Source organism: Cupriavidus sp. BIS7 (genome assembly GCF_000292345.1).
GTDB lineage: Bacteria > Pseudomonadota > Gammaproteobacteria > Burkholderiales > Burkholderiaceae > Cupriavidus.
In genome coordinates, this window is record NZ_ALOU01000006.1 from 1 (window position 1) to 24,888 (window position 24,888).

At 63.7% G+C, this 24,888-nt stretch carries 25 protein-coding genes and 1 tRNA gene; 19 read left to right on the forward strand and 7 right to left on the reverse strand.

Annotated features, from left to right (window positions below):
• Together B552_RS0101720 and B552_RS0101725 are read right to left on the reverse strand one after the other, a co-directional pair.
• Window positions 1-262: hypothetical protein (locus B552_RS0101720; RefSeq protein WP_019447268.1), on the reverse strand; the 262-nt coding region annotated here is incomplete at its 3' end.
• Between the two features lie 55 nt (window positions 263-317).
• Window positions 318-596, reverse strand: coding sequence for a hypothetical protein (locus tag B552_RS0101725; RefSeq protein ID WP_019447269.1), 279 nt, complete (start codon window positions 594-596; stop codon window positions 318-320).
• A gap of 390 nt (window positions 597-986) precedes the next feature.
• On the opposite strand from B552_RS0101725, the gene B552_RS0101730 reads away from it, so the two are divergent.
• Complete coding sequence (locus B552_RS0101730) at window positions 987-3,272, forward strand: serine/threonine protein kinase (protein WP_019447270.1); 2,286 nt, start codon at window positions 987-989, stop codon at window positions 3,270-3,272.
• Between the two features lie 18 nt (window positions 3,273-3,290).
• Here the strand turns inward: B552_RS0101730 and B552_RS0101735 are convergent, their stop codons facing one another.
• Window positions 3,291-4,460 carry a formylglycine-generating enzyme family protein gene (locus B552_RS0101735; RefSeq protein WP_026035205.1) on the reverse strand — a complete coding sequence of 390 codons (1,170 nt, stop codon included), beginning with the start codon at window positions 4,458-4,460 and terminating at the stop codon, window positions 3,291-3,293.
• Between the two features lie 234 nt (window positions 4,461-4,694).
• On the opposite strand from B552_RS0101735, the gene B552_RS0101740 reads away from it, so the two are divergent.
• From B552_RS0101740 to B552_RS0101785, 9 genes are all read left to right on the forward strand, one after another.
• On the forward strand, window positions 4,695-5,123 hold the full coding sequence (locus tag B552_RS0101740; protein ID WP_019447272.1) for a DUF4399 domain-containing protein: 429 nt from the start codon (window positions 4,695-4,697) through the stop codon (window positions 5,121-5,123).
• 128 nt (window positions 5,124-5,251) lie between these two features.
• Complete coding sequence (locus B552_RS0101745; RefSeq protein ID WP_035879290.1) at window positions 5,252-5,659, forward strand: DUF4399 domain-containing protein; 408 nt, start codon at window positions 5,252-5,254, stop codon at window positions 5,657-5,659.
• Between the two features lie 389 nt (window positions 5,660-6,048).
• The gene (locus B552_RS0101755; RefSeq protein WP_019447274.1) at window positions 6,049-6,312 is read left to right on the forward strand and encodes a hypothetical protein; all 264 of its coding nucleotides are present in this window, start codon (window positions 6,049-6,051) and stop codon (window positions 6,310-6,312) included.
• Between the two features lie 267 nt (window positions 6,313-6,579).
• Entirely contained in the window at window positions 6,580-8,034 is a 1,455-nt protein-coding gene (locus B552_RS27015; protein ID WP_083860204.1) for an efflux transporter outer membrane subunit, read from the forward strand.
• Window positions 8,035-8,201: 167 nt separating this feature from the next.
• Window positions 8,202-10,829: an FHA domain-containing protein gene (locus B552_RS0101765; protein WP_019447276.1), complete on the forward strand. Its 2,628-nt coding sequence runs from the start codon at window positions 8,202-8,204 to the stop codon at window positions 10,827-10,829.
• Window positions 10,826-12,208, forward strand: a complete 1,383-nt coding sequence (locus tag B552_RS0101770; protein ID WP_019447277.1) for an HlyD family efflux transporter periplasmic adaptor subunit — start codon at window positions 10,826-10,828, stop codon at window positions 12,206-12,208. Before B552_RS0101765 ends, B552_RS0101770 begins: the two co-directional genes overlap by 4 nt.
• A gap of 16 nt (window positions 12,209-12,224) precedes the next feature.
• A complete protein-coding gene (locus B552_RS0101775; RefSeq protein ID WP_026035207.1) occupies window positions 12,225-12,977 on the forward strand; it encodes a peptidylprolyl isomerase in 753 nt (250 codons plus the stop codon).
• Window positions 12,958-16,050, forward strand: a complete 3,093-nt coding sequence (locus B552_RS0101780) for a peptidase domain-containing ABC transporter (RefSeq protein ID WP_019447279.1) — start codon at window positions 12,958-12,960, stop codon at window positions 16,048-16,050. The genes B552_RS0101775 and B552_RS0101780 overlap by 20 nt, the downstream gene beginning before the upstream one ends.
• Complete coding sequence (locus tag B552_RS0101785; RefSeq protein WP_019447280.1) at window positions 16,047-17,369, forward strand: sigma-54 dependent transcriptional regulator; 1,323 nt, start codon at window positions 16,047-16,049, stop codon at window positions 17,367-17,369. The genes B552_RS0101780 and B552_RS0101785 overlap by 4 nt, the downstream gene beginning before the upstream one ends.
• 29 nt (window positions 17,370-17,398) lie before the next feature.
• On the opposite strand, the gene B552_RS0101790 is transcribed toward B552_RS0101785, so the two are convergent.
• On the reverse strand, window positions 17,399-18,172 hold the full coding sequence (locus B552_RS0101790) for a protein phosphatase 2C domain-containing protein (RefSeq protein WP_026035209.1): 774 nt from the start codon (window positions 18,170-18,172) through the stop codon (window positions 17,399-17,401).
• A gap of 115 nt (window positions 18,173-18,287) precedes the next feature.
• Window positions 18,288-18,578 (reverse strand): hypothetical protein, encoded by a 291-nt coding sequence (locus B552_RS0101795; protein WP_019447282.1) that lies wholly within the window; start codon window positions 18,576-18,578, stop codon window positions 18,288-18,290.
• Between the two features lie 419 nt (window positions 18,579-18,997).
• Between B552_RS0101795 and B552_RS0101800 the strand changes: the two genes are divergently transcribed.
• From B552_RS0101800 to B552_RS0101835, 7 genes are all read left to right on the forward strand, one after another.
• Entirely contained in the window at window positions 18,998-19,468 is a 471-nt protein-coding gene (locus tag B552_RS0101800; RefSeq protein WP_019447283.1) for a lecithin retinol acyltransferase family protein, read from the forward strand.
• A gap of 267 nt (window positions 19,469-19,735) precedes the next feature.
• Window positions 19,736-19,810, forward strand: a tRNA-Arg gene (locus B552_RS0101805).
• Between the two features lie 441 nt (window positions 19,811-20,251).
• The gene (locus tag B552_RS0101815) at window positions 20,252-20,458 is read left to right on the forward strand and encodes a hypothetical protein (RefSeq protein WP_019447285.1); all 207 of its coding nucleotides are present in this window, start codon (window positions 20,252-20,254) and stop codon (window positions 20,456-20,458) included.
• 214 nt (window positions 20,459-20,672) lie between these two features.
• Entirely contained in the window at window positions 20,673-21,077 is a 405-nt protein-coding gene (locus B552_RS28685) for a hypothetical protein (RefSeq protein WP_157160152.1), read from the forward strand.
• A 175-nt stretch (window positions 21,078-21,252) separates the two neighbouring features.
• Window positions 21,253-21,450 carry a hypothetical protein gene (locus B552_RS28690; protein WP_157160153.1) on the forward strand — a complete coding sequence of 66 codons (198 nt, stop codon included), beginning with the start codon at window positions 21,253-21,255 and terminating at the stop codon, window positions 21,448-21,450.
• Between the two features lie 96 nt (window positions 21,451-21,546).
• Window positions 21,547-21,798: a hypothetical protein gene (locus B552_RS0101830; protein WP_019447288.1), complete on the forward strand. Its 252-nt coding sequence runs from the start codon at window positions 21,547-21,549 to the stop codon at window positions 21,796-21,798.
• A 216-nt stretch (window positions 21,799-22,014) separates the two neighbouring features.
• Window positions 22,015-22,341: a hypothetical protein gene (locus tag B552_RS0101835; RefSeq protein ID WP_035879288.1), complete on the forward strand. Its 327-nt coding sequence runs from the start codon at window positions 22,015-22,017 to the stop codon at window positions 22,339-22,341.
• Window positions 22,342-22,362: 21 nt separating this feature from the next.
• Here B552_RS0101835 and B552_RS0101840 read toward each other — a convergent pair whose 3' ends face one another.
• On the reverse strand, window positions 22,363-22,692 hold the full coding sequence (locus tag B552_RS0101840) for a multidrug efflux SMR transporter (protein ID WP_026035211.1): 330 nt from the start codon (window positions 22,690-22,692) through the stop codon (window positions 22,363-22,365).
• Between B552_RS0101840 and B552_RS28695 the strand changes: the two genes are divergently transcribed.
• Both B552_RS28695 and B552_RS0101845 read left to right on the forward strand, forming a co-directional pair.
• Window positions 22,691-22,906: a hypothetical protein gene (locus B552_RS28695; protein WP_157160154.1), complete on the forward strand. Its 216-nt coding sequence runs from the start codon at window positions 22,691-22,693 to the stop codon at window positions 22,904-22,906. The genes B552_RS0101840 and B552_RS28695 overlap by 2 nt on opposite strands.
• 137 nt (window positions 22,907-23,043) lie before the next feature.
• Complete coding sequence (locus tag B552_RS0101845; protein WP_026035212.1) at window positions 23,044-23,568, forward strand: hypothetical protein; 525 nt, start codon at window positions 23,044-23,046, stop codon at window positions 23,566-23,568.
• Between the two features lie 22 nt (window positions 23,569-23,590).
• Here the strand turns inward: B552_RS0101845 and B552_RS0101850 are convergent, their stop codons facing one another.
• Window positions 23,591-24,787, reverse strand: coding sequence for a benzoate/H(+) symporter BenE family transporter (locus B552_RS0101850; protein ID WP_026035213.1), 1,197 nt, complete (start codon window positions 24,785-24,787; stop codon window positions 23,591-23,593).
• Window positions 24,788-24,888: the final 101 nt, after the last annotated feature.

Here is a 24,888-nt window from a genome sequence, read left to right on the forward strand (position 1 = left end):
CGTTGTTGGTGGCCGTCTGCGTCGTATGTACGTCGTTCTTCATGTGGTCCTGGAAGGCCGAACCGTTGCCGAAGTAGCTGGCTACGTTCTGCAGCTGCTGGTTCGACTGGTCGATCTTCGTGTGCGAGTCGTACGACACGCTGACGGGCGAATACACGCTGGTCCAGGGCATCACCAGCCCCATGCCGCCGCGTACGGCTTTCATGCGGGTGGCGTCGATGACTTCGTTGCTGGACAGGTCGAGGATGGAAAGGGTGCTCATGGCAGTCTCCAGATGATCAGGGTCAGGATTGGGGTTCGAATGGGTAAGGTTCAGATCAGGGGTGCACGCCGTAGACGTTGTTGGTGGCCGTCTGCGTCGTGTGTACGTCGTTGCTCATGTGGTCCTGGAAGGCCGAGCCATTGCCGAAGTAGCTGGCCACGCTCTGCAGTTGCTGGTTCGACTGGGCGATGCTCGTGAACGAGTTGGACGACAGCTTGAACGGGCTGTACACGGTGGTGATGGGGAACACGGCGATGCCGCCGCGTACCGCCTGCAGGCGGCTGGACGAAAGGGTTTCGGCGGAGGTCAGGTCCTTGATGGTCAGCGTGGTCATTTCAGTCTCCTAGAGAGGAAGCAAGGAAGTTCACTTTCAGTGGTGAGCATCGGGTTGGTGTCGCGCTCGGTCCAGATATCGCAGCAACCGTGCCAGCCCGGGGACCGCCATCGTCGAAACGTGCGAAATCGTTGTGGGGCGCGGCTTTGCGGGGGGAACGAAGCGGGATGCCCGAGTCGCGGACGCGGCCCGGCACACGTGAAGTGGCGGGGCCGGACCAACAGGCAGGCTGTGCGCTGTTGGGAGTTGCACAACGCCGCTGGCGCAAGGCAGCGGCTGTCTTTCGGCATTGCAGATGGCCAGAGTGCGCACTAGTATCCATCGTGGGTGATGTGCCGTGACGCAGCGACTGCGGCCCGTCGCCGCCACCACTCGCCGGGATTGCATCGCATGCCCAGCCTGACTGAACTCATCCAGGGTTTCCAGCGCGGTAGCCTGACGCGTGACGAGTTTCTTGCGTCGGTTGATCTGGCGCTCAAGGAAGACCCGACCGACTCCACGCAATTCGCACGCGTGCTCAGTGAGGAACACACTCGCTTTCCACTGCCTGCCGCTGTCTATGCCGAAGTGATGCGCCGCATCGATTCGCGTGCGGCCACACAGTTCGATCCGCTCGCCACATCGATTGGCGGAGCCGTTGACGAGCAATCGGGCGGCGAGGGCACACGGATCGAGGGAACACGGATCGAGGGAACACGGAACGACGAGACGCGGGTCGAAGAGACACGCATCGAATCCACACGGGTCGAGCCCGAGCCATCGGATCGTGTCACACCGCCGCCATATTCCGCGGGTGCGGGCGCTGGCAATACGGGCACCAATCTCGGCACCAGCACCGGCACCAATACCGGCAGCAGCACGGGTAGCAGTTCCGGCAGCCAGAGCGGCAGCAGCTTCGTGAGCGGCTTTGTGCCGGCGGGGCCGACCAAGGGCGTGGGCGATACGCTGAACGGCCGCTTCGTGCTCGAGGAATGCCTTGGCGTGGGCGGCATGGGCACCGTGTACAAGGCGCTGGACCTGCGCAAGCTGGAGGCGTCGGACCGCAAGCCGTATATCGCGATCAAGGTGCTGAACATGCAGTTCGCGGCGCACCCCAAGTCGCTGATGGCGCTACAGCGCGAAGCGCGCAAGGCGCAGCAGCTTGCGCACCGGAATATCGTCACCGTGTACGACTTCGACCGCGACGGTTCGACGGTCTACCTGACCATGGAATACTTGTCCGGCAAATCGCTGAACCGCGTGCTGCGCGCGCCGGATTTCGAAGGATTGCCCTACGCCAAGGCGCTGCCGATCATCACTGGCATGGGGCGCGCACTGGCCTATGCGCATGAACGCGGATTCGTGCATTGCGATTTCAAGCCCGCCAATGTCTTCCTGACCGATCGCGGCGAGGTCAAGGTAATCGACTTCGGTATTGCGCGCGGCTTCCAGCAGCCAGCCGACGATGCGGACCAGACCGTGTTCGACCCCGGATCACTCGGTGGCATGACGCCGGCCTACGCAAGCCCGGAGATGTTCGAGCATCGCGATCCCGATCCGCGTGACGATATCTACGCGCTGGCCTGCGTCACATATGAGCTGCTGACCGGAAAGCATCCGTACAACCGGCTTTCGGCCACCGAGGCGCGTGGCAGGAACCTGAAACCCGTGCAGCCGACGTCGCTGTCGCGCAGCCAGTGGAAGGCACTGCGGCAGGGTTTGTCGTTCGACCGCGCCACGCGCACGCCCACCGTCACGCGCTTCCTGGCCGGGCTCGGCGCCGAGCCGCATCAGGATGACAACAGGTTGCCGATCATCATTGGCGGCGCCGTGGCTGGCGTGGCCATCCTGACAGGGGTTGGCTTCTACGCGTGGCGGGTTGCCACCACGCCGCAGCCGATGCAGAAGAAGGAAGTGGTGGCCTCCCAGGTGACCAAGGAAGAGACGACCAAGGAAGAGACGCCGGCCGCGAAGCCCGCACCGTCACCTTCAGCGCCACCTGCAACACCGCCTTCGCCATCGCCGGCCGCCCCGCCAACACTGACCATGGCAGCGGTTGCCCCGGTGCTTGCACGCACGGCCTGCTCGTTGCTCACTGCCGGCATCGACGGCAGCAAGCTGCAGGTCGAGGGCTACGCTTCGGAGAAGGGTGTGCCCAGGCTGCGTGAGCAGCTTCGCGCGATTCCCGGCGTCGAGTCATTGAAGTTCGATGTGTTGCCGCTGACCGACGACAAGTGCGACGTGGTGCGCATCGTCGCGCCTTACTGGTCTGGCCACAAGGCAGGCGGCGCCGTTCTGCGCACGCGCGGCAACGGCCAGCTTGTAGAGGGCACGCCGCTGGTGCTCGATATCAATACGCCGCCGCACGACACCTATGTCTATGTCGATTACTTCGTCGTCGATGGCAAGGTTGCGCATCTGGTACCCAGCGCGCTGGTACAGGGCAACCAGGCGCCGCCCAACTACAGCGCGACCATCGGTGACGGCGGCGACTGGGTTATTTCGAAGCCGTTCGGTACGGAGCTTGTCGTGCTGCTGACCACACCCGCGCCGTTGCTTGCGTCGCGCAGGCAGGAGTTCGAGTCGCGCCAGGATTACCTCCGCGCAATCGAGGCGCCGCTGGCGCAGATGGCCAGCAAGTACGGCAAGGACCAGGTCAGCGCGGATCTCGTGCAGATCTCCACGCGCGCGAAGTAGCAGCTTCGCGCATTGCAACTACTTCGCGTCTCGCGCCACGCGGAACCCGTTCTGCGACTGACGCACGCTGGAGCTGTACTTGAAGCGCGTGGACGACACCATGTAGCTCGCGCCTTCCAGCCACGACCCGCCGCGAATCACCCGGGCTATGCAACCGGGTTCATCCCAGGCGCGGCCGTCGACGGGTGCATTCTTGTATGACGCATGCCAGCAGTCGGCCACCCATTCCCATACGCTGCCGTTCATGTCGTACAGGCCGTACGGGTTGGCCGCGAACGTGCCGACGTTTGCCGGGGCCGCATCGCTCCATGGGTCTCCGCAGTCCTTGCAGTTGGCATTTCCCTTGCGCATCTGATCGCCCCACCAGTAAGCCGTACTGGTGCCGCCGCGTGCCGCATACTCCCATTCCGCTTCGGTAGGCAGCCGATAGGCCTTGCCGGTGACCTTGGATAACCATGCGATGTACTGCTGTGCGTCGTCCCAGCTGATGTCACGCGCCGGTGCGCGGCGGGCTTCGGGAGGATCGGTGGGGATGCGCGGGCAGGCATTGGCGTCGGCGCAGGCATTCCATTGCTCGACCGTTACCTCGTACTTGCCGATTGCGAACGGGTGCGGGATGGTCACATGGTGGGGCGGCCGCTCCGTCGGGTCGCTGGTGCCACTGCCCATCGTGAAGCTGCCGGAGTTCAGGCTGATCAGCACCGGGCACGTCGGGCAGTCGCGTATTTCGCCGGCCTTGGCTTCGCCTGGTTTGGCGGCGCCACCTTCCGTCGCGTAGGTCACCGTGCCCTGCGCCGCCACACCGGCCGCCTTCGGGCGCGGCTGAGGCTGCGCAGGCGCCGGTGCCGGCGCGGGCTTCGACTCGGTCTTGGCTTCAGGCTTTGCGGCTGGTGCCGGTGCCGATGCCGACGCGCGCAGCCGTTCGATACGTGCCTTCGCCAGCGCTGCGAAGCGGCCATTCGGGTACTGCTTCAGATAGGCTTCGTAGTCGCTCGGATAGTTGCTGTTCTTGATCGAATCCCAGAATGAAAGCTCGTACTGTTCATCGCTGTTCTTTGGGAGAATGCCCGCGGCCGCTGGTGCAGCCATCCAGCGCAGCGCGGTGCCAATATCCGTGCCAACCCAGCCATGGCTCACATGCAGCACGCCAAGCGTGACCATCGACGCGACAAGAACTTTCCGCCACATTTTTTGCCCCTTTGAATCCGCATCTGGATCAACGCAGCTTGCGGTGTGGAGTTGCCGTGACGTGATGCCGGCCGTTTCAAGATAGCACAGCGAATGTGCTGCGAAAGTTCGCTTTTTGGGGGCTTCCGACCTACGCTAGGGACACATCGCCGAGCGCTTCAACAACATCGATCAAGAATCCGCTCCCGCGCGGGGTACCGTGTGCTGCGGACTATTCTCCGGGAGGAGCCGCGTATGTCCAGACGACACCTGCTCTGCGGGCTGCTGGCCGTTTTTGCAGCGGCATGGACCACGCAGGCGACTCCGCTGACACCTGCACCGAAGAGTGCCGAGGAATACATCATCTGGCCCGGTGACGGGGCCGTGATCGATGGCGGCAAGCTGTGGGTGCGCATGGGCCTGAAGGGCATGGGCGTCTGCCCCAAGGGCGTGGACCGTCCGAACTGCGGCCACCATCACCTGCTGATCGACACCGACCTGCCGCCGCTGGACAAGGAAATCCCGAACGATCGGAACCACGTGCACTTCGGCGCCGGGGAGACCGATGCGCGCGTGGAGTTGCCGCCGGGCAAGCACACATTGCAATTGCTGCTGGGCGACAGCAAGCATGTGCCGTTCGATCCGCCGATCTATTCGAAGAAGATCACGATCACCGTGCGCTGAACAGGCATTGAGCGGGGGGAGCCATGACAAAGTCAAAGTCAGTTCCGGTTGTGATGACATTGCTGATGGCAGGCGCCGTCACCATTACGAGCGTGGCGCGCGCGGCCGATGCATCGGCGCCGGCAGCCATGGCGCCAGCCGCAGCACCGGCTGCGGCTTCGACGGCCGCAAGCGGACCCACGCCGGCACCAAAGAACGCCTATCTGTATATCGGGTATCCCAACAACAACCAGGTACTGCCAGCCGGCAAGCCCATCAAGGTCTGGTTTGGGTTGCGCAACATGGGTGTGGCGCCGAAGGACGTCAAGTTCCCGAACACGGGGCACCATCACCTGCTGGTGGACACGGACCTGCCACCGCTGGACAAGGCGATCCCGAACGATCGCAATCACCTGCACTTCGGCGCGGGCGAGACCGAGACGACGATCGACCTGCCGCCAGGCAAGCACACGCTGCAGTTGCTGATGGGTGACGACCGGCACATGCCGACCAACCCGCCCGTGTACTCGAAGAAGATCACGATCTACGTCAAATAGGAAAACGAGGGGCCAAAGCTAGCCGGAGCACAAAGGGCGGGGCGGTCCGCCCGTGTCCGGTACGGCGCACAGCGATGTGCGCCTTTTTTTTTGACCGGCGCTGCTGTGCGGGAAAGGGCCGGTGGCCGGCCTTTCCATCAACGCAGGATGTCGTGCCGCTCCCAACATTTGCGGCCCAACTGTTGCCGGCGGCCCATCACCCGCCGCAGCCCACAGCCTTGCGCACCATCGCGCCACACATCCCGCAAAGCCTTTCCACACAACGGTTTCAGGCGAATTCGCCGTCGTCTGACAGCAGCTGGCACGGTTGCTGCGATATCTGGATCGAGCGCGACACCAATCCGATGCTCAACCACCCGCAGCAAACCTTCCTCTCTAGGAGAACCGAAATGACCACGCTGACCATCAAGGACCTGTCCTCTGCCGAAACCCTCGACGCCACGAAGATGCACGCCGTAACCGGCGGTATCGCGGTGTTCCCGATCACCAGTGTCTACAGCCCCGTCAAGCTGTCGTTCGACAACATCACCAAGATCACCCAGTCGAACCAGCAAATGCAGGATGTGGCCAGCTACTTCGGCAACGGGTCGGCCTTCCAGGACCATATGAAGAACGACGTCGACACGACACAACGCGCCACCAACAACGCGTGATGACGGCTGAGGGCTGACCAGCTGACCGGCCCTCAAACGGGGAGCTTTTCGCCGGGGACACCTCCGCCCCGGCGATTTTTTTGCGCCGACCCCCATATCAAGGTTGGCGACTGTCGTGCTCCGCAGCACAATACAGATCGAGCGCCAGGACGGGCTGCAGATGTCCAATGGCGTTCCTCGCAGGATTCCATCGTGTCGCACTCTGTCCCTGCCCCTGCCATCACGTCGATCAAGTCGATCACGTCGATTGCCTCGCGCCGCGCGCCCATGCTGTTTGGGTTCACGCTTTGCGCGGCATTGCTCGCCGGCTGCGCGGAATTCCGGGCACCCGACTACAAGCGCCCAGAAACCCCGGCCAAGGCCGCGTGGACCAGCAATGAAGCCGTGAGCGTCTCGCCGAGCGAGACCATCGTGCCGGAATGGTGGAAGGGCTTTGGCGATCCCTATCTTGACCAGCTTGTGGCCAAGGCGCTGGCCGGCAACTACGACATCAAGGTACTGGCCGCCCGCATTCGCGTGGCGAACGCGCAGATTGCAGAGGCGCGCGCGGGAGCACTGCCAGTGTTCGACGTTGGCGCGGGCGTGGACGTCGAGAAGACCACGGGCCAGCCGGTATCGCGCACGTATAACCTCGGCGCGACGGTAAGCTGGGACATCGACGTCTGGGGCAAGGTGGAGAAAGGCGTACAGGCGCAGAGCGCGGAGTTCCATGCGACCGAGGCCGACTGGCGCGCCGGGTACCTGTCGCTGGTATCCGATGTATCGATTACGTACTTCACGATTCTCCAGCTCGACGAGCAGGTTTCGCAGCAGAGCCTGACACTGTCCCGTAACAAGGACATCCTGACCACGTACAAGGCGATGCTGGCCAACGGACTGATTCCGCAAATCCGTGTGATGCAGCAGCAGGCCGAAATCAATCGCCTGACGAAGGACCTGATCGAGCTGCGCCGTTCGCGTAACGTGTCCGAAAATGCACTGGCCACGCTGGTCGGCGTGCCTGCCGGCGATTTCAAGGTGCCGGCGGGCAGGCTGCAGGATCGTGTGAAGCTTCCGGTGGTGCCGGCCGGGTTGCCATCGCAGTTGCTGGCGCGGCGGCCGGACATTGTCGCCGCCGAGTATCGCGTGCTGTCGGCGTATGACCTTGTGGGGCAGGCCCGTCTTGCCCAGTTGCCGAGCATCAGCCTGACCGCGCGTGGCGGCACCGCCAGCTTTGCGTTGTCAGACCTGCTCAAGTCGTTCACGTTTGGCTTTATGCCGAGCATCAACCTGCCGTTCCTGGACCCGAACGTCCGTGCGCGGGTGAAGACCTCAGAGGCCAACATCGGCGTCGTCGAAAACGAATACGGGCGCACCGTGATGAACGCGTTCGAGGAAGTCGAGAGCGCGCTGGTCAATGTCGACGCCCACAAGCGGCAGCGCATCGAGTTGCAGCAACAGGTTGACCAGTTGCGCGTGGTGGCCACGCAGATCGAAGCCCAGGCGCGCGAGGGTATCGCGTCACAGCTCGAAGTCTTCGAATCCGAGCGTTCGCTGCTGACCGCGCAGCAGGAGTTGTTGGCCGTCCACCAACAAATCCTGGCCGATACCGTCACGCTGTACAAGGCACTTGGCGGTGGCTGGCCATCGGCCGAAGTCCGCAATGGCGCGTCCTCCGTCGGCCTTAACTCTACCGCCACCAATGGCAATGCCACGAATGGTGTGGTGAGGGCGACGCGTTAGGCACCATCAGGCACCGTCAGGCACCATCAGGTACCGTCATGCGCAGTCGGGCACAGGCGTTGCATGCCTGAAACCGGTTGTCAGCCGCGATGGCTCGCTGCGGCGCAGCGCATTGACTCCCCCATGGCGTGGCCTACTATGTTCTCGACTGTTGGGTTTTTTGAAACATGACGCGCGACGATGCCTCCATCATGGATGTGCCACATATGGCGCCGAAAGCGGGGCAGGCGTTTGACGTGCTGCTGATGCCGGTGTCGTGCCCGGAGCTTGGCGACATCCGCATCGACGAGGACCTGTTTGCAATTGGCCGAGGCGAAGCACCGTTTGCAGCCTATCCGGCTGACGCCGTTTCGGTGCTGTCACGCCGCCATGCGCGCATCTTCTCCGAAGACGGCGCGGTCTATGTGGCAGACCTTGGCAGCAAGAACGGCACGCGCGTCAATGGCGACGCGGTGGCACAGCAGCCGGCGCTGCTGCGCGATGGCGACGAGGTCAGCTTTGGCACATCGCTTTCGTATCGTGTACGGCTCTACCCGCGTCCTCCCGAGCCCGAAGCGCCGCGCGTGGCCATCACGCTTGCCCCGGTGCGCGACGACCTGGGCCTGCAGCCTGTCATCGTGACGGGCTTCCCGTTCATGGTCAGCAAGGCGGATGACACGTTCGCGCGCTACAAGGCCGACTATCCGCACCAGGTCAACTACCTTTCGCGCCGCCATGCGCACATCTACCTGAAGCACGGCGTGCCATGGATCGAGGATCTTGGCAGTACCAACGGCACATTCGTCAACGGTGTGCGTCTGCGCGACCAGTCGATCCGACTGGAGCCTGACGATCTCGTCGCGTTCGGCGGCAGTCACTTCGTCTATCGCGTGGGGATCGAACACCTGGCAGATGCCGACGCCACGGCGACAAAAACGTCGTTTGTTGCCCCAGACGCGCCAGCGCCGGAGGACTCCGCCGCAATGCCCGCCGCCCTGGGTGCGCCGGCCGAGACGGATGCGGACAAGACCACATTTGTCGGCGCAGCCGATTCGTTCCTCGACATCTTCTGCGTCGACTATCGTGCAGCCCAGGAGGATGAGGTCAACCCGGAAGCGATGCCGGATGGCGCGCAGGACGCTGCAGGCAAGGTAGCACCGAAGGTGACGCCGCAAGGCAAGATGGCGATGATGGTTGCCGAAGCCGCGCGCAGCCTTGGCATTCACGATCATGGTCAGTTCGTGCACGCGCGGCGTATCGCCGCGCTGGCCGCCGTGGTGCTGGCGCTGGTTGGCGGCATTTTCTACTGGCATGGCGCAACGGACCGGTCGCTGCACGCGCTGTTGCAGCGTGGGGACTATGCGCGTGCCGCGCAGGTGGCAGACGAGCTTCTTGCATCGCACCCGGATAACGCGCAGTACCAGGCGCTCGGTGTCGATGCGCTTCTGCGTGGCTACGTGCCACAGTGGTCGTCGCGCCTGCAGGCCAGCGACTTCGATGGCGCCGACAAGCTGCTGGCCGAGATGCGCACGCGCAGTGCGCACAACGCCGATGGCCGTGCGCTGATCGACGAACTCGCGTGGGTAGGCAACCTTGAACGGTACGTGGTGGGCCGCGGCGGCGTCGATGGCCCGATCCGCATCTATGCGGACGAGAGCAGGATTCGCGCGCTGGTGTCGCGCTGGGACGAGGACACGGCTGCGCATCAGCGCCTGCTTGGCCGTATCGCGAACGATGTTCCGGCATTCCGCGATATCTACGCACGTGCACTGAGCGATCTGCGCCGCCTGCAGAACGACGACTCGGTCTTTCTGGCCGCAATCGACAGGCTCGACACAGCAATCGCCACCGAACTTGGCCGCGATCAGCCCGAGGCCCTGCAGCCGATGCTGGCCGACTACAAGGACAAGTACCCGCGACTGTCCGGCCTGGACCGCGTGGATGCCGACCTCAAGCAATACACGGCGCTGATGCAATTGCTGCGCGACCGCGCCGTGAGTGCGCTGGTGGCATGGATGGGATCGGCGAACTTCACCACGCCGCCTTTCCAGGCGCAGTACCGCAAGCTGACGGAAAGCCGTCTGCCCACGGCGGATGTGCAGCGCCAGTACGTACTGGCGGCCAAGGCCTGGGCGCAGGGTGACAGCGCTGCGGCGGTCGCCGCGCTGCAGCAGGTCAAGACCGGGCCGTGGGCGCCTGACGTGGCCAAGGACATCGCGCGCAGGCAGCATGTGGCCGCACAGTTCGCGGCAGTGAAGTCCGCGCGCGGCACCCCCGGTTACGAGGACCAGCTGCTGGCGTTCTATGCGTCGCTGGACCCGCAGGCCGACGCGTACTACGTCAAGGCTGTAGATGCCGATGTCAACGGCATCCGTGACGTGGCGCTGCGCCACGCCAACACCGTGCTGAACGAGGGCGCCACGGCATGGCGCCAGTATCGCAACAACGGATTGATTGCTGGCGAACAGCGGCTGGAGGCGGGAATCTCGGCCAAGTTCCGGGCGCAGGCGAGGCTGCTGAGCGATGCGCAGGCCGATATGCGCCAGGGTCTGCGCATCTACGACCAGTTGAAGATCGAGGACACCGCCCAGTGGGGCAAGATCCGCGACGACATCCAGGCTGAGATCGACTTGCAGCGCCGCTCGCTCAATGACCTGCGCATGGTGCTGGACCCGACCGTGCTCAAGGCCAAGCTCGAACTGGTGGGCGAGGGCAGCAAGGCGGTTGCGGAGAACGGAACGGCAGGTGCTGCAAGTACATCAGGTGCTGCAGGTACTGCAAGTACTGGGGGTGCGGCGGCGGAGGGCGCGAAATGAAAGACGACAATCGCGACAAGCAGCTACGCCCGCTGAACGAGGCGCTGGAAGACCATGGCGCGGAAGGCATCGCCATCCTGAGCGCCGAGCCACGCAAGCTGACACTGCTGACCGTGGTGACCACCGCGGCCCTGGTCCTGTGCGCCGTGATCTGGTCGTTCTTCGGGCATGCCGATGTCATCGTTGCCGCGCAGGGCACGCTCGCCCCGGAATCCGAGGTGAGGCGCTTCTATGCGCCGGTCGATGGCGAACTGGTGGACCTGTATGTGGCCGAAGGGCAGCCCGTATCGAAGGACGACGTGGTGGCCCGCCTCAATGCGCGTGGTGCGATCGAGGCGGCGGCCAATGCGCTGCAGGCGCAACTGAAGCTCGATGATTCGGAGCGCGAGTGGAAGCAGTTCCCCGAACGCAAGGCGCTGATGGAGCGCAAGGCGCTGGCACTCAAGCAGCAACTCGATCTGGCCACGCGCCAGCATGAAAACCGCATGGCACAGGGCACGACGCGGCTGGTGGAGCAGCAGCACGCGCAACTGGACGAGGCGCGCAGCAATCTCGAAAACGCCAAGCGTGCCCGCGATTTCGCACGGCAGGAGCAGGACCGCTATGTCCGGCTGTTTGCACTGCCCGCAGGCGGCGGCGTGTCGCAGTCGCAGGTCGATGCGAAGCGCGCTGCCACACAGGAAGCAGAGAACAACCTGCGCGTAGCCCAGCTGCGGCTGGCTGAACTCGATGCACGGCTGGCCCAGGAGTACAACCAGGCCAACGCGCAGCTGGAGGGCAGCGGGCAGGATCTGGCCAACCTGCGCATCCAGTATGACGCGGCCATGCGCGACATCGCCAGCACAGAGGACAAGCTGCGCCTGCAGGTGCAGACCGCCAGGCTGGTGGCCGAAGCCGCCGCGCGCATCCGCTTCGAGAATATCGACAAGGACAACTTCCTGCTGATCCTGGCCCCGGTCTCCGGCGTGATTACCGATGTCACGTCGACGCAGCGCGGCGACAAGGTGCAGGCGAATACGCCGCTCGGCGGCATTGCGCCAAAGGATGCGCGACCGATGCTGAAGATCGAGATCGCCGAACGAGACCGCGCGTTCCTGCGAGAAGGGTTGCCGGTCAAGCTGAAGTTCAACGCGTTCCCGTACCAGCGCTATGGGTTGATCGCGGGCACGCTCGAGTACATATCTCCCGCCACCAAGCCATCGGGTCCGGACAAGCAGCCGGTCTACGAGGGCCGCGTGCGGCTGGCACAGGACTACTACAGCGTGGGCAGCGCCAGGTATCCGCTGCGCTATGGCATGACGGCCACGGCGGAGATCGTGGTGCGTGAGCGGCGACTTATCGACCTGGGGCTCGACCCGTTCCGCCAGGTTGCAGGATAAGAAAATGGAGAAGGCGATGACAGCCATCGTACGCATCGACGACGAAGTGATCGGCGTCGACGAATTCGTGAGAGTCCTGAAGCTGACCGGGCAGTTCGAAGGCCTGGTGGAGCAACTCGTGCGCGACAAGCTGACCGCGCATGCGGCGCGACGGCACGGCATCAAGTTGTCGCAGGAAGACGTGCAGGAGCGCGCGGACCAGTTCAGGCGCGTGCACGGGCTGCACCGTGCGGCCGACATGAATCACTACCTGGACGCGCTGCACATCACGCTCGATGAGTTCGAGGCGTTCATCACCGACAGCCTCTATCAGGAGCGGATGATGGCGCAGGTCTGTACCGACGACGCCATCGAAGCCTACTTTCAGCTCAATTCGCCGAGGTTCGACAGCATCGAGGTCAGCCATATCGTGGTCGACACCGAAGGCAAGGCCCGCGAGCTTGTTTCCTACCTGCAGGACGACCCCGACAGCTTTGCCGAGATGGCGCGCGAGCACTCCATCGCCGATACACGCGAGCAGGGCGGCGATATCGGCAAGGTGTTGCGCGGATCGCTCAAGAGTGACATCGAGGCCAAGGTATTCAATGCGGAGCCCGGTGACCTGCTTGGACCTTTCCCGGCGCCGGACAAGTCGTTCTTCGAGGTATTCCTCGTGCGCGACAAGCATCCCGCGCGCCTGGATGCCGACGTGACCGTAGAGGTGCGCCGGCTGCTGCGCGAAGAGTGGCTGATGGCGAGGGCGCAGGAACATGTCATCGAAGCCCGCTAGCGAGGCCGCCTCCGCCATGCAGGCCGCCGAGCCGCAGTCGCTCGCCGACTTCCTTGCCACGGTGGAGATCTTCTCGGCACTGACGCGCGAGGAAGTGGAGCAGCTCGCGGCCAGCGTGCGCACGCTGACGTTCGGCTTTGGCGATACCGTCTGCAACGCGGGCGAGGCGGCGGATGGCATCTTCATCGTACGCAGCGGCAGCGTGCGCGTGTTCAATGAGGAGCACGGCAAGGAAATCAGCATGGGCGTGCGCAAGTCCGGCGAGGTGTTCGCCGATATTGCGCTGCTGCGCGAGTACCGGCACGAGTCGTCGGTGCGTGCATCGGGCAAGACGGAACTGATCACGATTCCGCGCAGCGTTTCGGAGCCCGTTGTCGGTGGCAACCCTGCCGCGCTGGCGTTCATCACAAGCTACGTGGCAATCAGTTCGGCCGGGGGCTTTGTCGCGCGGCTGTTCGATCTGCGCGGCAAGTTCGACAAGGCCGAACTGGAAGAGGCGGTGCGCAGCGTGGGCGTGAAGCGCGTGACCGCGGGAAAGACCATCCTCTCGCAGGACGGCCGTGACGACCGGCGCCTTTACGTGGTGCGACAGGGCACGGTGCGCCTTGTGCGCGAAGAGGAGGGTGAGACGTTTTCGCTGGCCACGCTCGGACAGGGCGAGATCTTCGGCGAGCGCGCCTGCGTGATGCGGCAGGAGCAGATTGCCTCGGCCATCGCGGAGACGGATACGCGCCTGCTGGTGATACCGGAGCGGACCGTGCAGCTGATCCTCGAACGCAACGCGCGCCTGCGCGAGGTGCTGGAGGAACGGATTCGCGCTGTCGATCGCGAGCTGCATCGGCAGAAGAGACTGGCGGAACGGCGCAAGCGGCCCGTGCTGCTTGATCTGCATACGCGGCCTGAACTGGGCGAGCGCGTGATCCGCCGCTTCGCGCTGGTGGAGCAGGCCGAGGAGATGGACTGCGGCGCGGCGTGTCTGGCGATGATCTGCCGCCATCATGGCATTCCGATGACGCTCGGCAAGCTGCGCGAACTCGCCAACGTCACGACAGCCGGCGCCACGCTGGACAGTCTGGCCCGCGCCGGCGAATCGCTTGGCTTTACCACGCGCGGCGTGCAATGCACGCGCGATGCGCTGCAGGGCTTCGAGCTGCCATTCATCATCCACTGGGAGGGCTATCACTACGTGGTGGTGTATGGCGTGTCATCGCGCTACGTGTGGGTGGCCGATCCAGCCATCGGCTTCCGCAAGATGAGCACCGAGGAATTCGAGCGCGGATGGAGCGGCACCTGCCTGCTGTTCTCGCCGGGCGAGACGATGACACAGCTTGCGGTGTCGCGATCGCCGTGGCTGCGCTTTATCAGCTACCTCGCGCCGTACAAGAAGATCCTTGCGCATCTGTTCCTGGCAACGTTCGTTATCCAGGTGCTGGGCGTGGTGCCGCCGCTGATCATCCAGAACATCCTGGACGGCGTGGTGGTGCACCAGAACATCGGGCTGCTGCACCTGCTGATCATGGGGCTGATCATCTCGAACCTGTTCACGCAGCTGATGGCGACGATCCGCGCGTACCTTGCCAACTTCATGGTGCGCAACATGGACTTCGCGATGATGTCGCACTTCTTCAGGCACACGCTTTCGCTGCCGCTGTCGTTCTTTGCCAAGCGCAAGACCGGCGATATCTTCGCGCGCTTCCAGGAGAACCAGACGATCCGCGCGTTCCTGACCGAGTCCACGGTGACCACGGCGTTGAACCTGCTGATGGTGTTCATCTACTTCACCATCATGTTCCTCTACAACGTCAAGCTGACGCTGCTGCTGATTGCCTTCGTGATTCCGATTGCCGCGCTGACCGTGGTGGTGACGCCGAAGGTCAAGGGCTATGCGCGTGAAGTGTTCGCGGCTTCGACCGATGCCAAGTCCTACCTGATGGAGACGCTCGGCGGGGCCGAGACGGTCAAGGGCATGGGCATCGAACGGCCCGTGCGGCTGCGTTGGGAGCGCAAGTACGCCAAGGCCCTCGACAGGCAGTATCAGGCGCAGTCGTTCCACATCCTGGTGGGCCTGATCAGCCAGTTGCTCAATGCGGCCACGACAATTGCCGTGCTGTGGGTGGGCGCCACGCTCGTGCTGCAACGCGAACTGACCATCGGCCAACTGATCGCCTTCAACGCGTTCATGGGCAGCGTACTGGCGCCGCTGATGGGGCTGGTGGCGCTGTGGGGCCAACTGAACGACGCCGGCGTGGCCATGGAGCGGCTTGGAGACGTGCTTGACCTGGAGCCGGAGCAGAAGCCGCAGGACGTGATGTCGCGCGTGCTGCTGCCGGACCTGCAGGGCGACATCAAGTTCGATGGCGTCTATTTCCGTTACGGCGGGGAAGACACGCCCTATGTCCTCGAGAACATCAGCTTCCAGATGCGGCCGGGCGAGATGGTGGCCATCGTCGGCCGCAGCGGGTCCGGCAAGACCACGCTTGCCAAGCTACTGGTGGGCTTCTACAAGCCGACCGAAGGCGCGATGACGGTCGATGGCTACGACATGAACGTGATCGACACCGAGTTCTTCCGCGCGCAGGTGGGCTACGTGATGCAGACCAACCTCCTGTTCTCGGGCACGATTGCCGAGAACATCGCCTGCGGCGACGACAGCCCCGACCGGCGCCGCATCGAGGAAGTGGCCCGGATGGCCGATGCGCACGCATTTATCACCAAGCTGCCGCTTGGCTACGAGCAGGTGGTGGGCGAGCGCGGGATCGGGTTGTCTGGCGGGCAGATCCAGCGGCTGTGCATCGCGCGGGCGCTCTATCACGACCCGCGGTTGCTGGTGTTCGACGAGGCCACGTCGGCGCTGGACACGCAGTCCGAGAGCAACATCCTCGCCAACATGCAGGACATCCTGCGCGGCCGCACGGCCGTGATCATTGCGCACCGGCTCAGCACAATCATGCAGGCCGACAAGATCCTGGTGCTGTACGAGGGCGGCATCGTCGAACAGGGGCGGCACGAGGAACTGCTTGAACGCCGGGGCATGTACTACCAGTTGGTCCAGAAACAGTTGAGCGCGGCATGAAGCTATACAACCCCACACCCACGCCGGGCACGTCGGCGGTATCGTTCGCGGGCCTGATCGAGAAGATCGAGATCCTGCGCTCGACGCTGCGCTGGGCATCGCGGCTGGAACGGCCCGAAGTCGAAAAGCTGCTCAAGCAGGCCACCACGCTGCGCGACGAGGTGATGGGGCTGTCGCACAAGGAGCGCTTTGTAGCCGCGGCCTCGGGCGCGGGCGAGCCAGAGGCCGTGGTGGAGCCAGTGGAGATGTCGGCCCGGGAACGCAGGCAGGCACTGCTCGAACGGAGCTTTATCTTCGAAGGCACGTTTGGCGACAACCCGAAGCTGCTCGAAGCGCTGGAAATCGCCGAAAAGGCCGCGCCAACGGACCTTCCGGTTCTGATCGACGGCGAGAGCGGCACCGGCAAGGAACTGATGGCCAAGGTGATCCACGCCAACGGCGCGCGCACCGACAAGCCCTTTATCTCGGTCAACTGCGGGGCGATACCGGACAGCCTGCTTGAGTCGGAACTGTTCGGCCACAAGAAGGGTGCGTTCACGGGTGCGGCCAACGATCGGCGTGGCAAATTCGAAAGCGCGCATACCGGAACGATCTTCCTCGATGAAATCGGCGAACTGCCGCTGTCCGGGCAGGTCAAGCTGCTGCGCGTGCTGGAAGCCCATGAAATCCAGCGAGTGGGATCGGACGAGGCGATTGCGGTCGATACACGGATCGTGGCCGCCACCAACAAGGACCTGCGCAGGATGAGCCAGGAGGGCACGTTCCGCGAGGACCTGTTCTATCGGCTCAGCGTGATCCACGTCACGCTGCCCGCATTGCGCGAACGGCGCGACGAGATCCCGTTGCTGATCTCCTACTTCTGCGATGAGGCGGCAGGGCAACTCAAGCGCCGCCCGGTCAAGCTGACGCCAAGGCTGCGCGACTTCCTGCTGCACTACGAGTACCCGGGCAATATCCGCGAACTGCGCAACCTGATGTATCGGCTGTCATGCCTGGCCGGGGATACGGCGGACTTCGCGCATCTGCCGCAGGACATCCGGCCGAAGCCCACAGGCCTGACAGCGGTGGGCACAGCCGGTGGCAAGGCCTCCGTGACGGACCTGGGCACCGCAACGTCACTGAGCGAGGCAAAGCGCGCAGCCAGCGACGAGGCCGAGCGCGCGTTCCTGGAGCGCGGGCTGCAGGAGGTGGGCGGAACGGTGGCCGAACTCGCCCGCCGCTTCGACATGAACCGCTCCCACGTGCAGATGCTGCTCAAGAAGCACGGGATTCATTCGAAGGACTTCAGGGGGAATCGGCAGGCGGAGGGGAGCAAGTAGATGCAAGTAGCCGACAAGTAGCTACTTGCTCAAACCTCCGGATTCAGCAGAGTCTTGTCAGACCCGCCGCCGATGTCCTCGGCACGGATCACAACCACGGAGACGTTGTCGTGCCCGCCATGAGCCAGTGCAAGGCGCACCAGCTCGTCCGCCGCGGATCCGCAATCGCCCGATGCCAGCACCGTGGCGATATCGTCATCCTCGACTTCGTTGCTGAGGCCATCGCTGCAGAGCAGGAAGATGTCGCCGTCGCCGATGTCGAGCGTGAGCAGTTCCAGGTCCAGCTTCGGCGCCGCGCCCACCGCGCGTGTGATCGTGTTGTGCGCGGGATGGTGCTTCGCTTCCTCGGCAGTGATGAGCCCGCGCGCGCGCAGCCGTTCCACATGGCTGTGGTCGCGCGTGAGCTGTTTCAGGTGGCCGTCGCGGTACAGGTAAAGCCGGCTGTCTCCGGCCCACAGGCAGCCGCAGCGGCGCTCGCACGCCACCAGCGTCACCACGGTGCTGCCGATCACGCGCACCTTCATGCGCTGCGCTTCATCAACCAGTAGCTGGTTGACGCTCTGGATTGCCGCGCGCGCGGCCTCGATGGCCTGGTCCAGGCTGTCTGGCGGCGCCAGCGCTGCCAGCGCCTGCACGATTGCGCCGCTGGCGAAATCTCCGACCGCGTGGCCGCCCATGCCGTCGGCAACTGCCCAGAGGCCGCGCTCCGGCGCTTCCAGGCAGGCATCTTCATTGCGTTCCCGCACCAGTCCGACATCTGTACAGGCGGCGGAGGTCCAGCGGAATTGCATTGCGCAGGTCACGGTGTGCTCCTGCGCGGATCACGCTACCGATCCGCGCAAATGCCGCCTCCTTCATGCAGGAGGGCAGGCCAGAAAGGGGTAACCGCGAGGCCGCGCCGGGAAAGCCCGGCCGGGCTCAGAGCAACCGCCCCTTGTTCCGGGCGTCCATGTTCGCGTCGACAGTGACGTTGGAGTTCGGCGCGTTGTTGCGGACGTCGATGTTCTGGAACTGGTTGTTCATCTGATCAGCATAGAAGCTGTAGTTGATCTCGTAGAAGTTCACGATCGGCAACTGGCTCGGACGGGGTGGCGTGTATGGCTGGATCCAGCCGAAAACCCACTGCGCGCCGCCGCCACGGATGGCAGACATGGCGCGGAGGTCGAGCTCGCGGCGGGTGTTGAGGTCGCGGATGGTCAGGGTCGCCATGATTGCCTCCTGGGCGGCGGTAGCGCGTAGGCGCGATACCTGTCTGCAGCAAGTGGCGTGCCACGGAACCGGTGTGGCGTTGACGGCCGGTCTCCACGCCATGACGGCCTGGATATGGCTCTTGCGACGCTTGCTACGTTGGCGATGATCCAACACCGGCAGGTGGAGTGGTGGTCAAAGGCCATCTGTACTGCCGCTGCCGCATCGGACGCGCATCTGCGGGGGAATGGCGGCAATCCCCCAACACAATCGCGTGAAAACTGTTGGCCTGGTGAATACGGGCGCGGCGGGGATTTGTCCCCCGATCGGCGGCAAACGGTTGTCTGGCTGTGGATTGGCCCGCTGGCATGCTTGATGCGGTTCTGTTGGCAACCAGGCAGCACTGGCTGCCCGCCACAGACACCGAACCGAGACCAGCCATGAACACCCGAGACCAACAACCAGCCACGCCGTCGGACGACGTGTACCTGCCGGGCGCGCATCTGGTGACGGAGCGCAATGGCTACGTCCACCACGGTGTCTACGCCGGCAATGGCCGGGTGATCCACTATGCCGGCTTCTGCCATACGCTCCACGCCGGCCCGGTCGAAGAAACCTCGCTCGAACAGTTCGCCCACGGCCACGCCGTAGCAGTCCGCGCGGAACCCTGCGCGCGCTACATCGGCATGGAAGCCGTGGCCCGCGCGCGCAGCCGCCTGGGCGAAAGCCACTACCACCTGCTTACCAACAATTGCGAGCACTTCTGCACATGGTGCCTGCTCGGCCAGGCCCGCAGCGAACAGGTGGAAAGCTGCCTGCACCACCCGCGCCTGGCCGTCAGCATCGTGCTGCGGATGGCGCGCGCTTTCCTGTTATCGGCTGCTGCGGGCAACGGCCTGCATGCAGCCTGAGGCGTCCAGCGCGTCCAGCCACTTATCGCCACCACTATCAAAGGGAGCCAGCCATGTCCGGACTGATCGATTGGGAAAGCTGTACAAGCCGCAGCGGCCGTGCCTGCCACCGCCGCTGCGTACGGGGCCAGGCGAGTATGCGCACGGGTCGCGCCGGACGCACTTCGGCAGAACGCCGCAGCCGGGCAACCGCCGAGTTTGCTATACTCCGCCCCGTCTTCCGATTCGCACGCCCCGGCGCGGCGCGAGTGCCATGCAGACGGTCCGCTCGCCGTAGTTCAATGGATAGAACGAGCGCCTCCTAAGCGCTAGATACAGGTTCGATTCCTGTCGGCGGGACCATAAACAAGTCTGCAGCAGTTCTCCAAAATTCTCCGATCCAAGTAAATACAAGGCTTCGCGGCGTTTCGTCGTTCGCCTGAGTTCGTCGCGAACCGTCAGCATCGCTCGGCTGAACCGCGCCGCTGCCGGGAGTGGCCTATTCTTTGGTCATGCTGCGATCCTCGTGGGCAGTGAGAAAAAGATGGATCTCCAAGGCTTCACGTACTACAGAGACCACTGGTATGAAGCGTCCGCAGTCTCTCCTGATGCGGCCGGGCCATGGCAGGGGGAGGTGACAATCTGCACGAAAGCGGCAGATGGGAGACCGCTGAAAATCTTCGATCGTCATCTTGTCCCGGGCAGCTTCTTCAGCGAGGGTGAGGCGTGGCAGCACGCTACCGATTGGGCCAGGAAGCAGATCGACGAGCGTTGTCGCTAAGGCGCACACCCGGAGGGTTCGCGATGGAATTCCGACACGGCGGCCGTGAAATCGTGGTCCACACAAGAAGAGACGCAAACGGCCATTGGGACTGGTCTTTTGTCATCCGTGGGCACGGCCATAGGCAAAATACTGGCGACCTTGTGCCAACTGAAGGGGCGGCGATTGATGAGGCATTCGCCGCTGCGAAGCGCGAGATTGACCAACTCGCCGCTGACGGTAACGACTAGCGTCCTTCGAGCGTCTTACCCGCATGTTGGCCTCCGATGCGCATCAAGCGTGTCTTCCGGCGATTCTGAATGACAAACATCGCCTCAAAGCAGTAGGACTCGCTGCCAGGCCAGGTCATCGCGTCTCGCCAGTGCCACACCCCACCTTGCCTCAAAGCGTCTGGCTTGTATTTTTGATATTTTTGCGCTTTGAAAGTAGATTCAGAGCGCTTACATGAATCCAAAGAAACCAGACGAGCCAGACGAAGACTTCATGCCACTTACCCTCCGAGGCAGTGAATTCAAGACGCCACAAGAAAAGAAGCGTCTGAGCTACGCCAAAGATCATCGGTCTAGTTATGGAGAGCGGGGCAGTTGTATCCCCAAGCGGAAACGGTCCTATGCACGTATCGTGCGAAGGTCACAGAACCAGCCTCTCGACACGCTGAAGGCTGAGCCGTCTGATGAGTCTCTGGCCACGACTGAACTTCGTGTTCGAGTGGCCAAGCGCAAGAAGAAAGGTTGGAAAAAATATCCTGATATTCCACTCGGACAGCATGTGATAAATCGAAAACGATATCGTGCGGAGATGGAAGCCGCTGGCGGAAGGAGAGCCGCGAAGCGGAAGGCATTAACTTGACTATCACCCGCCTAGGCGAGCTAGTGCTCCCGGCTCCGGCGCCAAAGTCCATGGCGAATCACGTGCATGCCCCGCTGTAGGAGTACGCCCCGCCACGGAAGCATGTCTTTCCTACATCGCGCTGGCCGTCCAGTGGGTATGTTGGAAAGACGAAAAGGTGAACAGGAGGGAGCCCATGAAGCCCATTCTTGTGTTGCTGGTCGCTTCCGTTGCGCTGCTTGGCGGCTGTGTCGTGGCGCCCTATGGTGACGAACACCGGGGCGGCGGTTATTACGGCGGAGAGGGTCACCCGGAGCATGGCGATCACGACCGTGACGAGCATCGGGACCACGGTGGTGACAGGGATCAATGGCAGGGCGGCCCACGGTACTAACGTTACGCGCCGATTCGATGTCGCGTTGGCGGGACCATAATCAAGCCATCGGCACCGCTGGTGCCCTATGCCTTCCCTGACCTGAAAAACCGGACCATGCCAACAGAACAACCCAAATACTGGTTTCGCGCCAAACGCTATGGCTGGGGCTGGGGCCTGCCGTTGTCCTGGCAGGGCTGGGTCGTATTCGCGGTCTATTTCGCGCTGTTGGCAGGGGGCGTTGTCTGGTTCAGGTTCGATCACCAACCGGTCGTGTTTGTCACCGCCGTGGTGCTGCTGAGCCTGGTGTTGCTTGCCGTTTGCTGGGTCAAGGGAGAGCCGCCCCGGTGGCGTTGGGGCGGGGACTGATCGATTCCGGTAGGTCCCGGTAGCAGGCCGGCATGCATCTTTCGATTCAGGCCACCTCGTGTGGCCTGTTCTTGTTGCGCGTCACGCGTCTTATGTGTCCGGCGCCCGTTGTCTGGCGCCCGTTTCCGTCGGGCTGATTTCACATGCGGCTATGATGTCGGCTTCACGCCACTACACGTCACCACGCGGGCACGATTGCCCATCAGCCGCTTATCCATGCCATTCGCCCGAATATTTCGTCGCTGGCTGCCAGTGCTTAGCCTCATTGCGGCAGCGCAGGCGATGGCGGGGCAGCCGGCGTCCGATCCGGCGTTGGCCGATACATCGGGCTGTTCGATGCTGATCGATATCGTTCTGGAGAGCTTGCGCACCGAAATCGATCCGGCTTGCGCGGCCTTGGACAAGGACGCCTGCGAGGCCAAGAACGGCCAGATCCGCGCATTGCTTGATCTTGTCGAGCAGCGCCGCCAGCGCAAGGCCGACGAATGCGACACGCTGGCCCGGGTCAATCGCCTGATCAGCACGCTTCCGCCAAAACCCTGATTGCCGCCGGCATGAGGCAGGTCAGTGCGACATCCTCGAGAAAAGCTGGATTACCGCCACGCCGGCGATGATCAGCGCAATGCCGATCCAGGCCGCCAGGTCCGGCACCTGCCGGTAGAGAACCGAGGCGATCAGCGTCACCAGCACGATTCCCGCGCCGCACCAGATCGCGTAGGCCACACCCACCGGCACGGTCTTCATGACCTGCATCAGCAGCCAGAACGCCGCAACATAGCCAGTCACCACCAGCACACTGGGGCCCGGTCGCGTGAAATTTTCCGCCGCCTTCAGGCTGCTGGTGGCGATGACTTCGGCGACGATGGCGAGAGCGAGGAGCAGGTATCCGTTCATGACTTGGGCAGGCTTGGATGAAAAGCGGCTGTTGAGGCACGTGAGTCGGATATTATGCGAGCCGCATTGCGATTCGACCTCCATCTGGCTCTGCATCCCGCGCTGGGCAACGGCGAAATTTCATTTTGGCAAGCGGCTTGCAGGTGATTTATTACCCTCCCATGCGGTGGTTGTGGCGGAAGAGATACAGGAATTGAATGCAGGTATGCGCTGACAACGCAAGGGCCGCCCGGGAGCATAGAAGAGGCGTCTCGAAAATGTCGCGGTATCACCAACCTGGCTTGACCATGCCGGCACCAGACAAATACGCCGGCGGCGGGCGAGGTTGCAGACGGGAACAAGGGGAGCATCATGAAGCACGAGCCTGACGCGGCAACGGCCTGGCCGACCACAAGACTCGGAGATTTGCAGGGGGAGTCCGACCCCGGACGGGAACCCGGAGAGGGCGTGTGGCAGAACACCATTGCCGCAGCCGATCACGCGCTGGAAGAAGCGTCCCGTATTCAGCGGGGCGTCCAGCACAATCTGAAACTGATGCAGGAAGTGCGGACGCTGCGCGATGAGTTGCGCCGCGCACATGCAGAGATTGATCGCTTTCGCGGCATGCATGCGCGCGTGGTGGTCAGCATGCGGCAGCTGGAGGACGATCACAGCGCCGATATGTCACGGCTGCAGGCTGAAAACGAGATGCTGCTGGTGCGGCACCGCGTCTACAAGCTGCTGTCCGAACACTACGCCACGGGTGCTTTGCGCTTCGAACCCGCCGTGTTTGCCGAGCACCGCGACCGCGTGCTCGAACACGTGCTGTTCCAGCGCCGCAAGGGCACGCCGGTCACGCAGATTGGCGTGGCCGACATCGCATTCCTGCTGCTATAGGTGCTAGGTGCGATAGGCGTTTTTAACGTGGGGCGGTTGGCCTGGCCTCGCGCGGCTTGAGCACAAGCAGCGCGACCATGCCGCCGACCACGCCCCAGAACGCCGAGCCTACGCCCACCAGCGTCATGCCGGAGGCGGTGATCATGAATGTCAGCAGGGCCGACTCGCGTTCGGCAGGTGTCTGCATCGCCACGGTCAGGCCGTTGGCAATCGACCCGAGCAACGCGAATGCTGCCACCGCCACCACCAGCGCTTTCGGGAATGCCGCAAACAGCGCGGCAATGCTGGCCGCCATGATGCCCATCGCCAGATAGCCGATGCCGCAGACCACGGCGGCCATGTAGCGGCGGCGCGGGTCTGCATCGGCCTGCGGGCCGGTGCAGATGGCGGCGGTGATGGCCGCCAGATTGATGCCATGCGATCCGAATGGCGCCAGCAGGGCCGATGCCACGCCGGTGACGGCGATCAGCGGACTGGCCGCTACGTGGTAACCGTCGGCGCGCAGCACTGCCAGGCCCGGAATGTTCTGTGAGGCCAGCGCCACGATGAACAGCGGCACCGCGATGCTGACGAATGCCGACACCGAAAAGGCCGGCGTGGTCCATACCGGCGTCGTCACAGCAAAGTGAAACTGCTCGAAATGCAACTGCCCGAGCACGCCGGCCAGTGCCACGCCAATCACCAGCACGCCGGGCACCGCGTAGCGCGGCCACCAGCGGCGCCCCACCAGGTAGGCGGCGAACATCACGAGCAGCAGCAGCGTCTGATGCTGAGCCTGCACGAATACGTCCACGCTGATGCGGAACAGGATGCCCGCCAGCAGTGCGGAGGCAATACTGGCCGGCAGCGCCTTCATGAGCTTGTCGAACCAGCCGGTCAGGCCGGCCGCGGTCATCAGCAGCGCGGCCAGCAGGAACGCGCCGATTGCCTCCGGGTACGGCACGCCAGGCAATGACGCAATCAGCAGCGCCGCGCCAGGCGTCGACCACGCAATCACGATCGGCACGCGCATCAGCAGCGAAAGCCCCAGCGTGGTGATCCCCATGCCGATCGACAGCGCCCATATCCAGGACGAAATCTGCGCGTCGGTCAGGTGCGCGGCTTGCCCCGCTTGAATCATCAGCACCAGCGAACTGGTGTAGCCGGTCAGCATGGCGATCAGCCCGGCCACGGTGGTGGACACGGACAAATCTGACAACTTCGGGGAGGCGGCAGTCATTGTTGTTGTGCAAAGCGGCCCGACGGGCGACGGGCGGTATCTTCGCACGGGATGGCGGGGGCAGTGTTCTGCTTTCTCCCCTCTCCCGCATGGCGGGAGAG

Bases quoted from the DNA above. Each gene is read 5' to 3' on its own strand.
- B552_RS0101725 (WP_019447269.1), bottom strand. From the start codon at position 596: ATGACCACGCTGACCATCAAGGACCTGACCTCCGCCGAAACCCTTTCG.
- B552_RS0101730 (WP_019447270.1), top strand. From the start codon at position 987: ATGCCCAGCCTGACTGAACTCATCCAGGGTTTCCAGCGCGGTAGCCTG.
- B552_RS0101735 (WP_026035205.1), bottom strand. From the start codon at position 4,460: ATGTGGCGGAAAGTTCTTGTCGCGTCGATGGTCACGCTTGGCGTGCTG.
- B552_RS0101740 (WP_019447272.1), top strand. From the start codon at position 4,695: ATGTCCAGACGACACCTGCTCTGCGGGCTGCTGGCCGTTTTTGCAGCG.
- B552_RS0101745 (WP_035879290.1), top strand. From the start codon at position 5,252: ATGGCGCCAGCCGCAGCACCGGCTGCGGCTTCGACGGCCGCAAGCGGA.
- B552_RS0101755 (WP_019447274.1), top strand. From the start codon at position 6,049: ATGACCACGCTGACCATCAAGGACCTGTCCTCTGCCGAAACCCTCGAC.
- B552_RS27015 (WP_083860204.1), top strand. From the start codon at position 6,580: ATGCTGTTTGGGTTCACGCTTTGCGCGGCATTGCTCGCCGGCTGCGCG.
- B552_RS0101765 (WP_019447276.1), top strand. From the start codon at position 8,202: ATGACGCGCGACGATGCCTCCATCATGGATGTGCCACATATGGCGCCG.
- B552_RS0101770 (WP_019447277.1), top strand. From the start codon at position 10,826: ATGAAAGACGACAATCGCGACAAGCAGCTACGCCCGCTGAACGAGGCG.
- B552_RS0101775 (WP_026035207.1), top strand. From the start codon at position 12,225: ATGACAGCCATCGTACGCATCGACGACGAAGTGATCGGCGTCGACGAA.
- B552_RS0101780 (WP_019447279.1), top strand. From the start codon at position 12,958: ATGTCATCGAAGCCCGCTAGCGAGGCCGCCTCCGCCATGCAGGCCGCC.
- B552_RS0101785 (WP_019447280.1), top strand. From the start codon at position 16,047: ATGAAGCTATACAACCCCACACCCACGCCGGGCACGTCGGCGGTATCG.
- B552_RS0101795 (WP_019447282.1), bottom strand. From the start codon at position 18,578: ATGGCGACCCTGACCATCCGCGACCTCAACACCCGCCGCGAGCTCGAC.
- B552_RS0101800 (WP_019447283.1), top strand. From the start codon at position 18,998: ATGAACACCCGAGACCAACAACCAGCCACGCCGTCGGACGACGTGTAC.
- B552_RS0101815 (WP_019447285.1), top strand. From the start codon at position 20,252: ATGGAATTCCGACACGGCGGCCGTGAAATCGTGGTCCACACAAGAAGA.
- B552_RS28685 (WP_157160152.1), top strand. From the start codon at position 20,673: ATGAATCCAAAGAAACCAGACGAGCCAGACGAAGACTTCATGCCACTT.
- B552_RS28690 (WP_157160153.1), top strand. From the start codon at position 21,253: ATGAAGCCCATTCTTGTGTTGCTGGTCGCTTCCGTTGCGCTGCTTGGC.
- B552_RS0101830 (WP_019447288.1), top strand. From the start codon at position 21,547: ATGCCAACAGAACAACCCAAATACTGGTTTCGCGCCAAACGCTATGGC.
- B552_RS0101835 (WP_035879288.1), top strand. From the start codon at position 22,015: ATGCCATTCGCCCGAATATTTCGTCGCTGGCTGCCAGTGCTTAGCCTC.
- B552_RS28695 (WP_157160154.1), top strand. From the start codon at position 22,691: ATGACTTGGGCAGGCTTGGATGAAAAGCGGCTGTTGAGGCACGTGAGT.
- B552_RS0101840 (WP_026035211.1), bottom strand. From the start codon at position 22,692: ATGAACGGATACCTGCTCCTCGCTCTCGCCATCGTCGCCGAAGTCATC.
- B552_RS0101845 (WP_026035212.1), top strand. From the start codon at position 23,044: ATGAAGCACGAGCCTGACGCGGCAACGGCCTGGCCGACCACAAGACTC.
- B552_RS0101850 (WP_026035213.1), bottom strand. From the start codon at position 24,787: ATGACTGCCGCCTCCCCGAAGTTGTCAGATTTGTCCGTGTCCACCACC.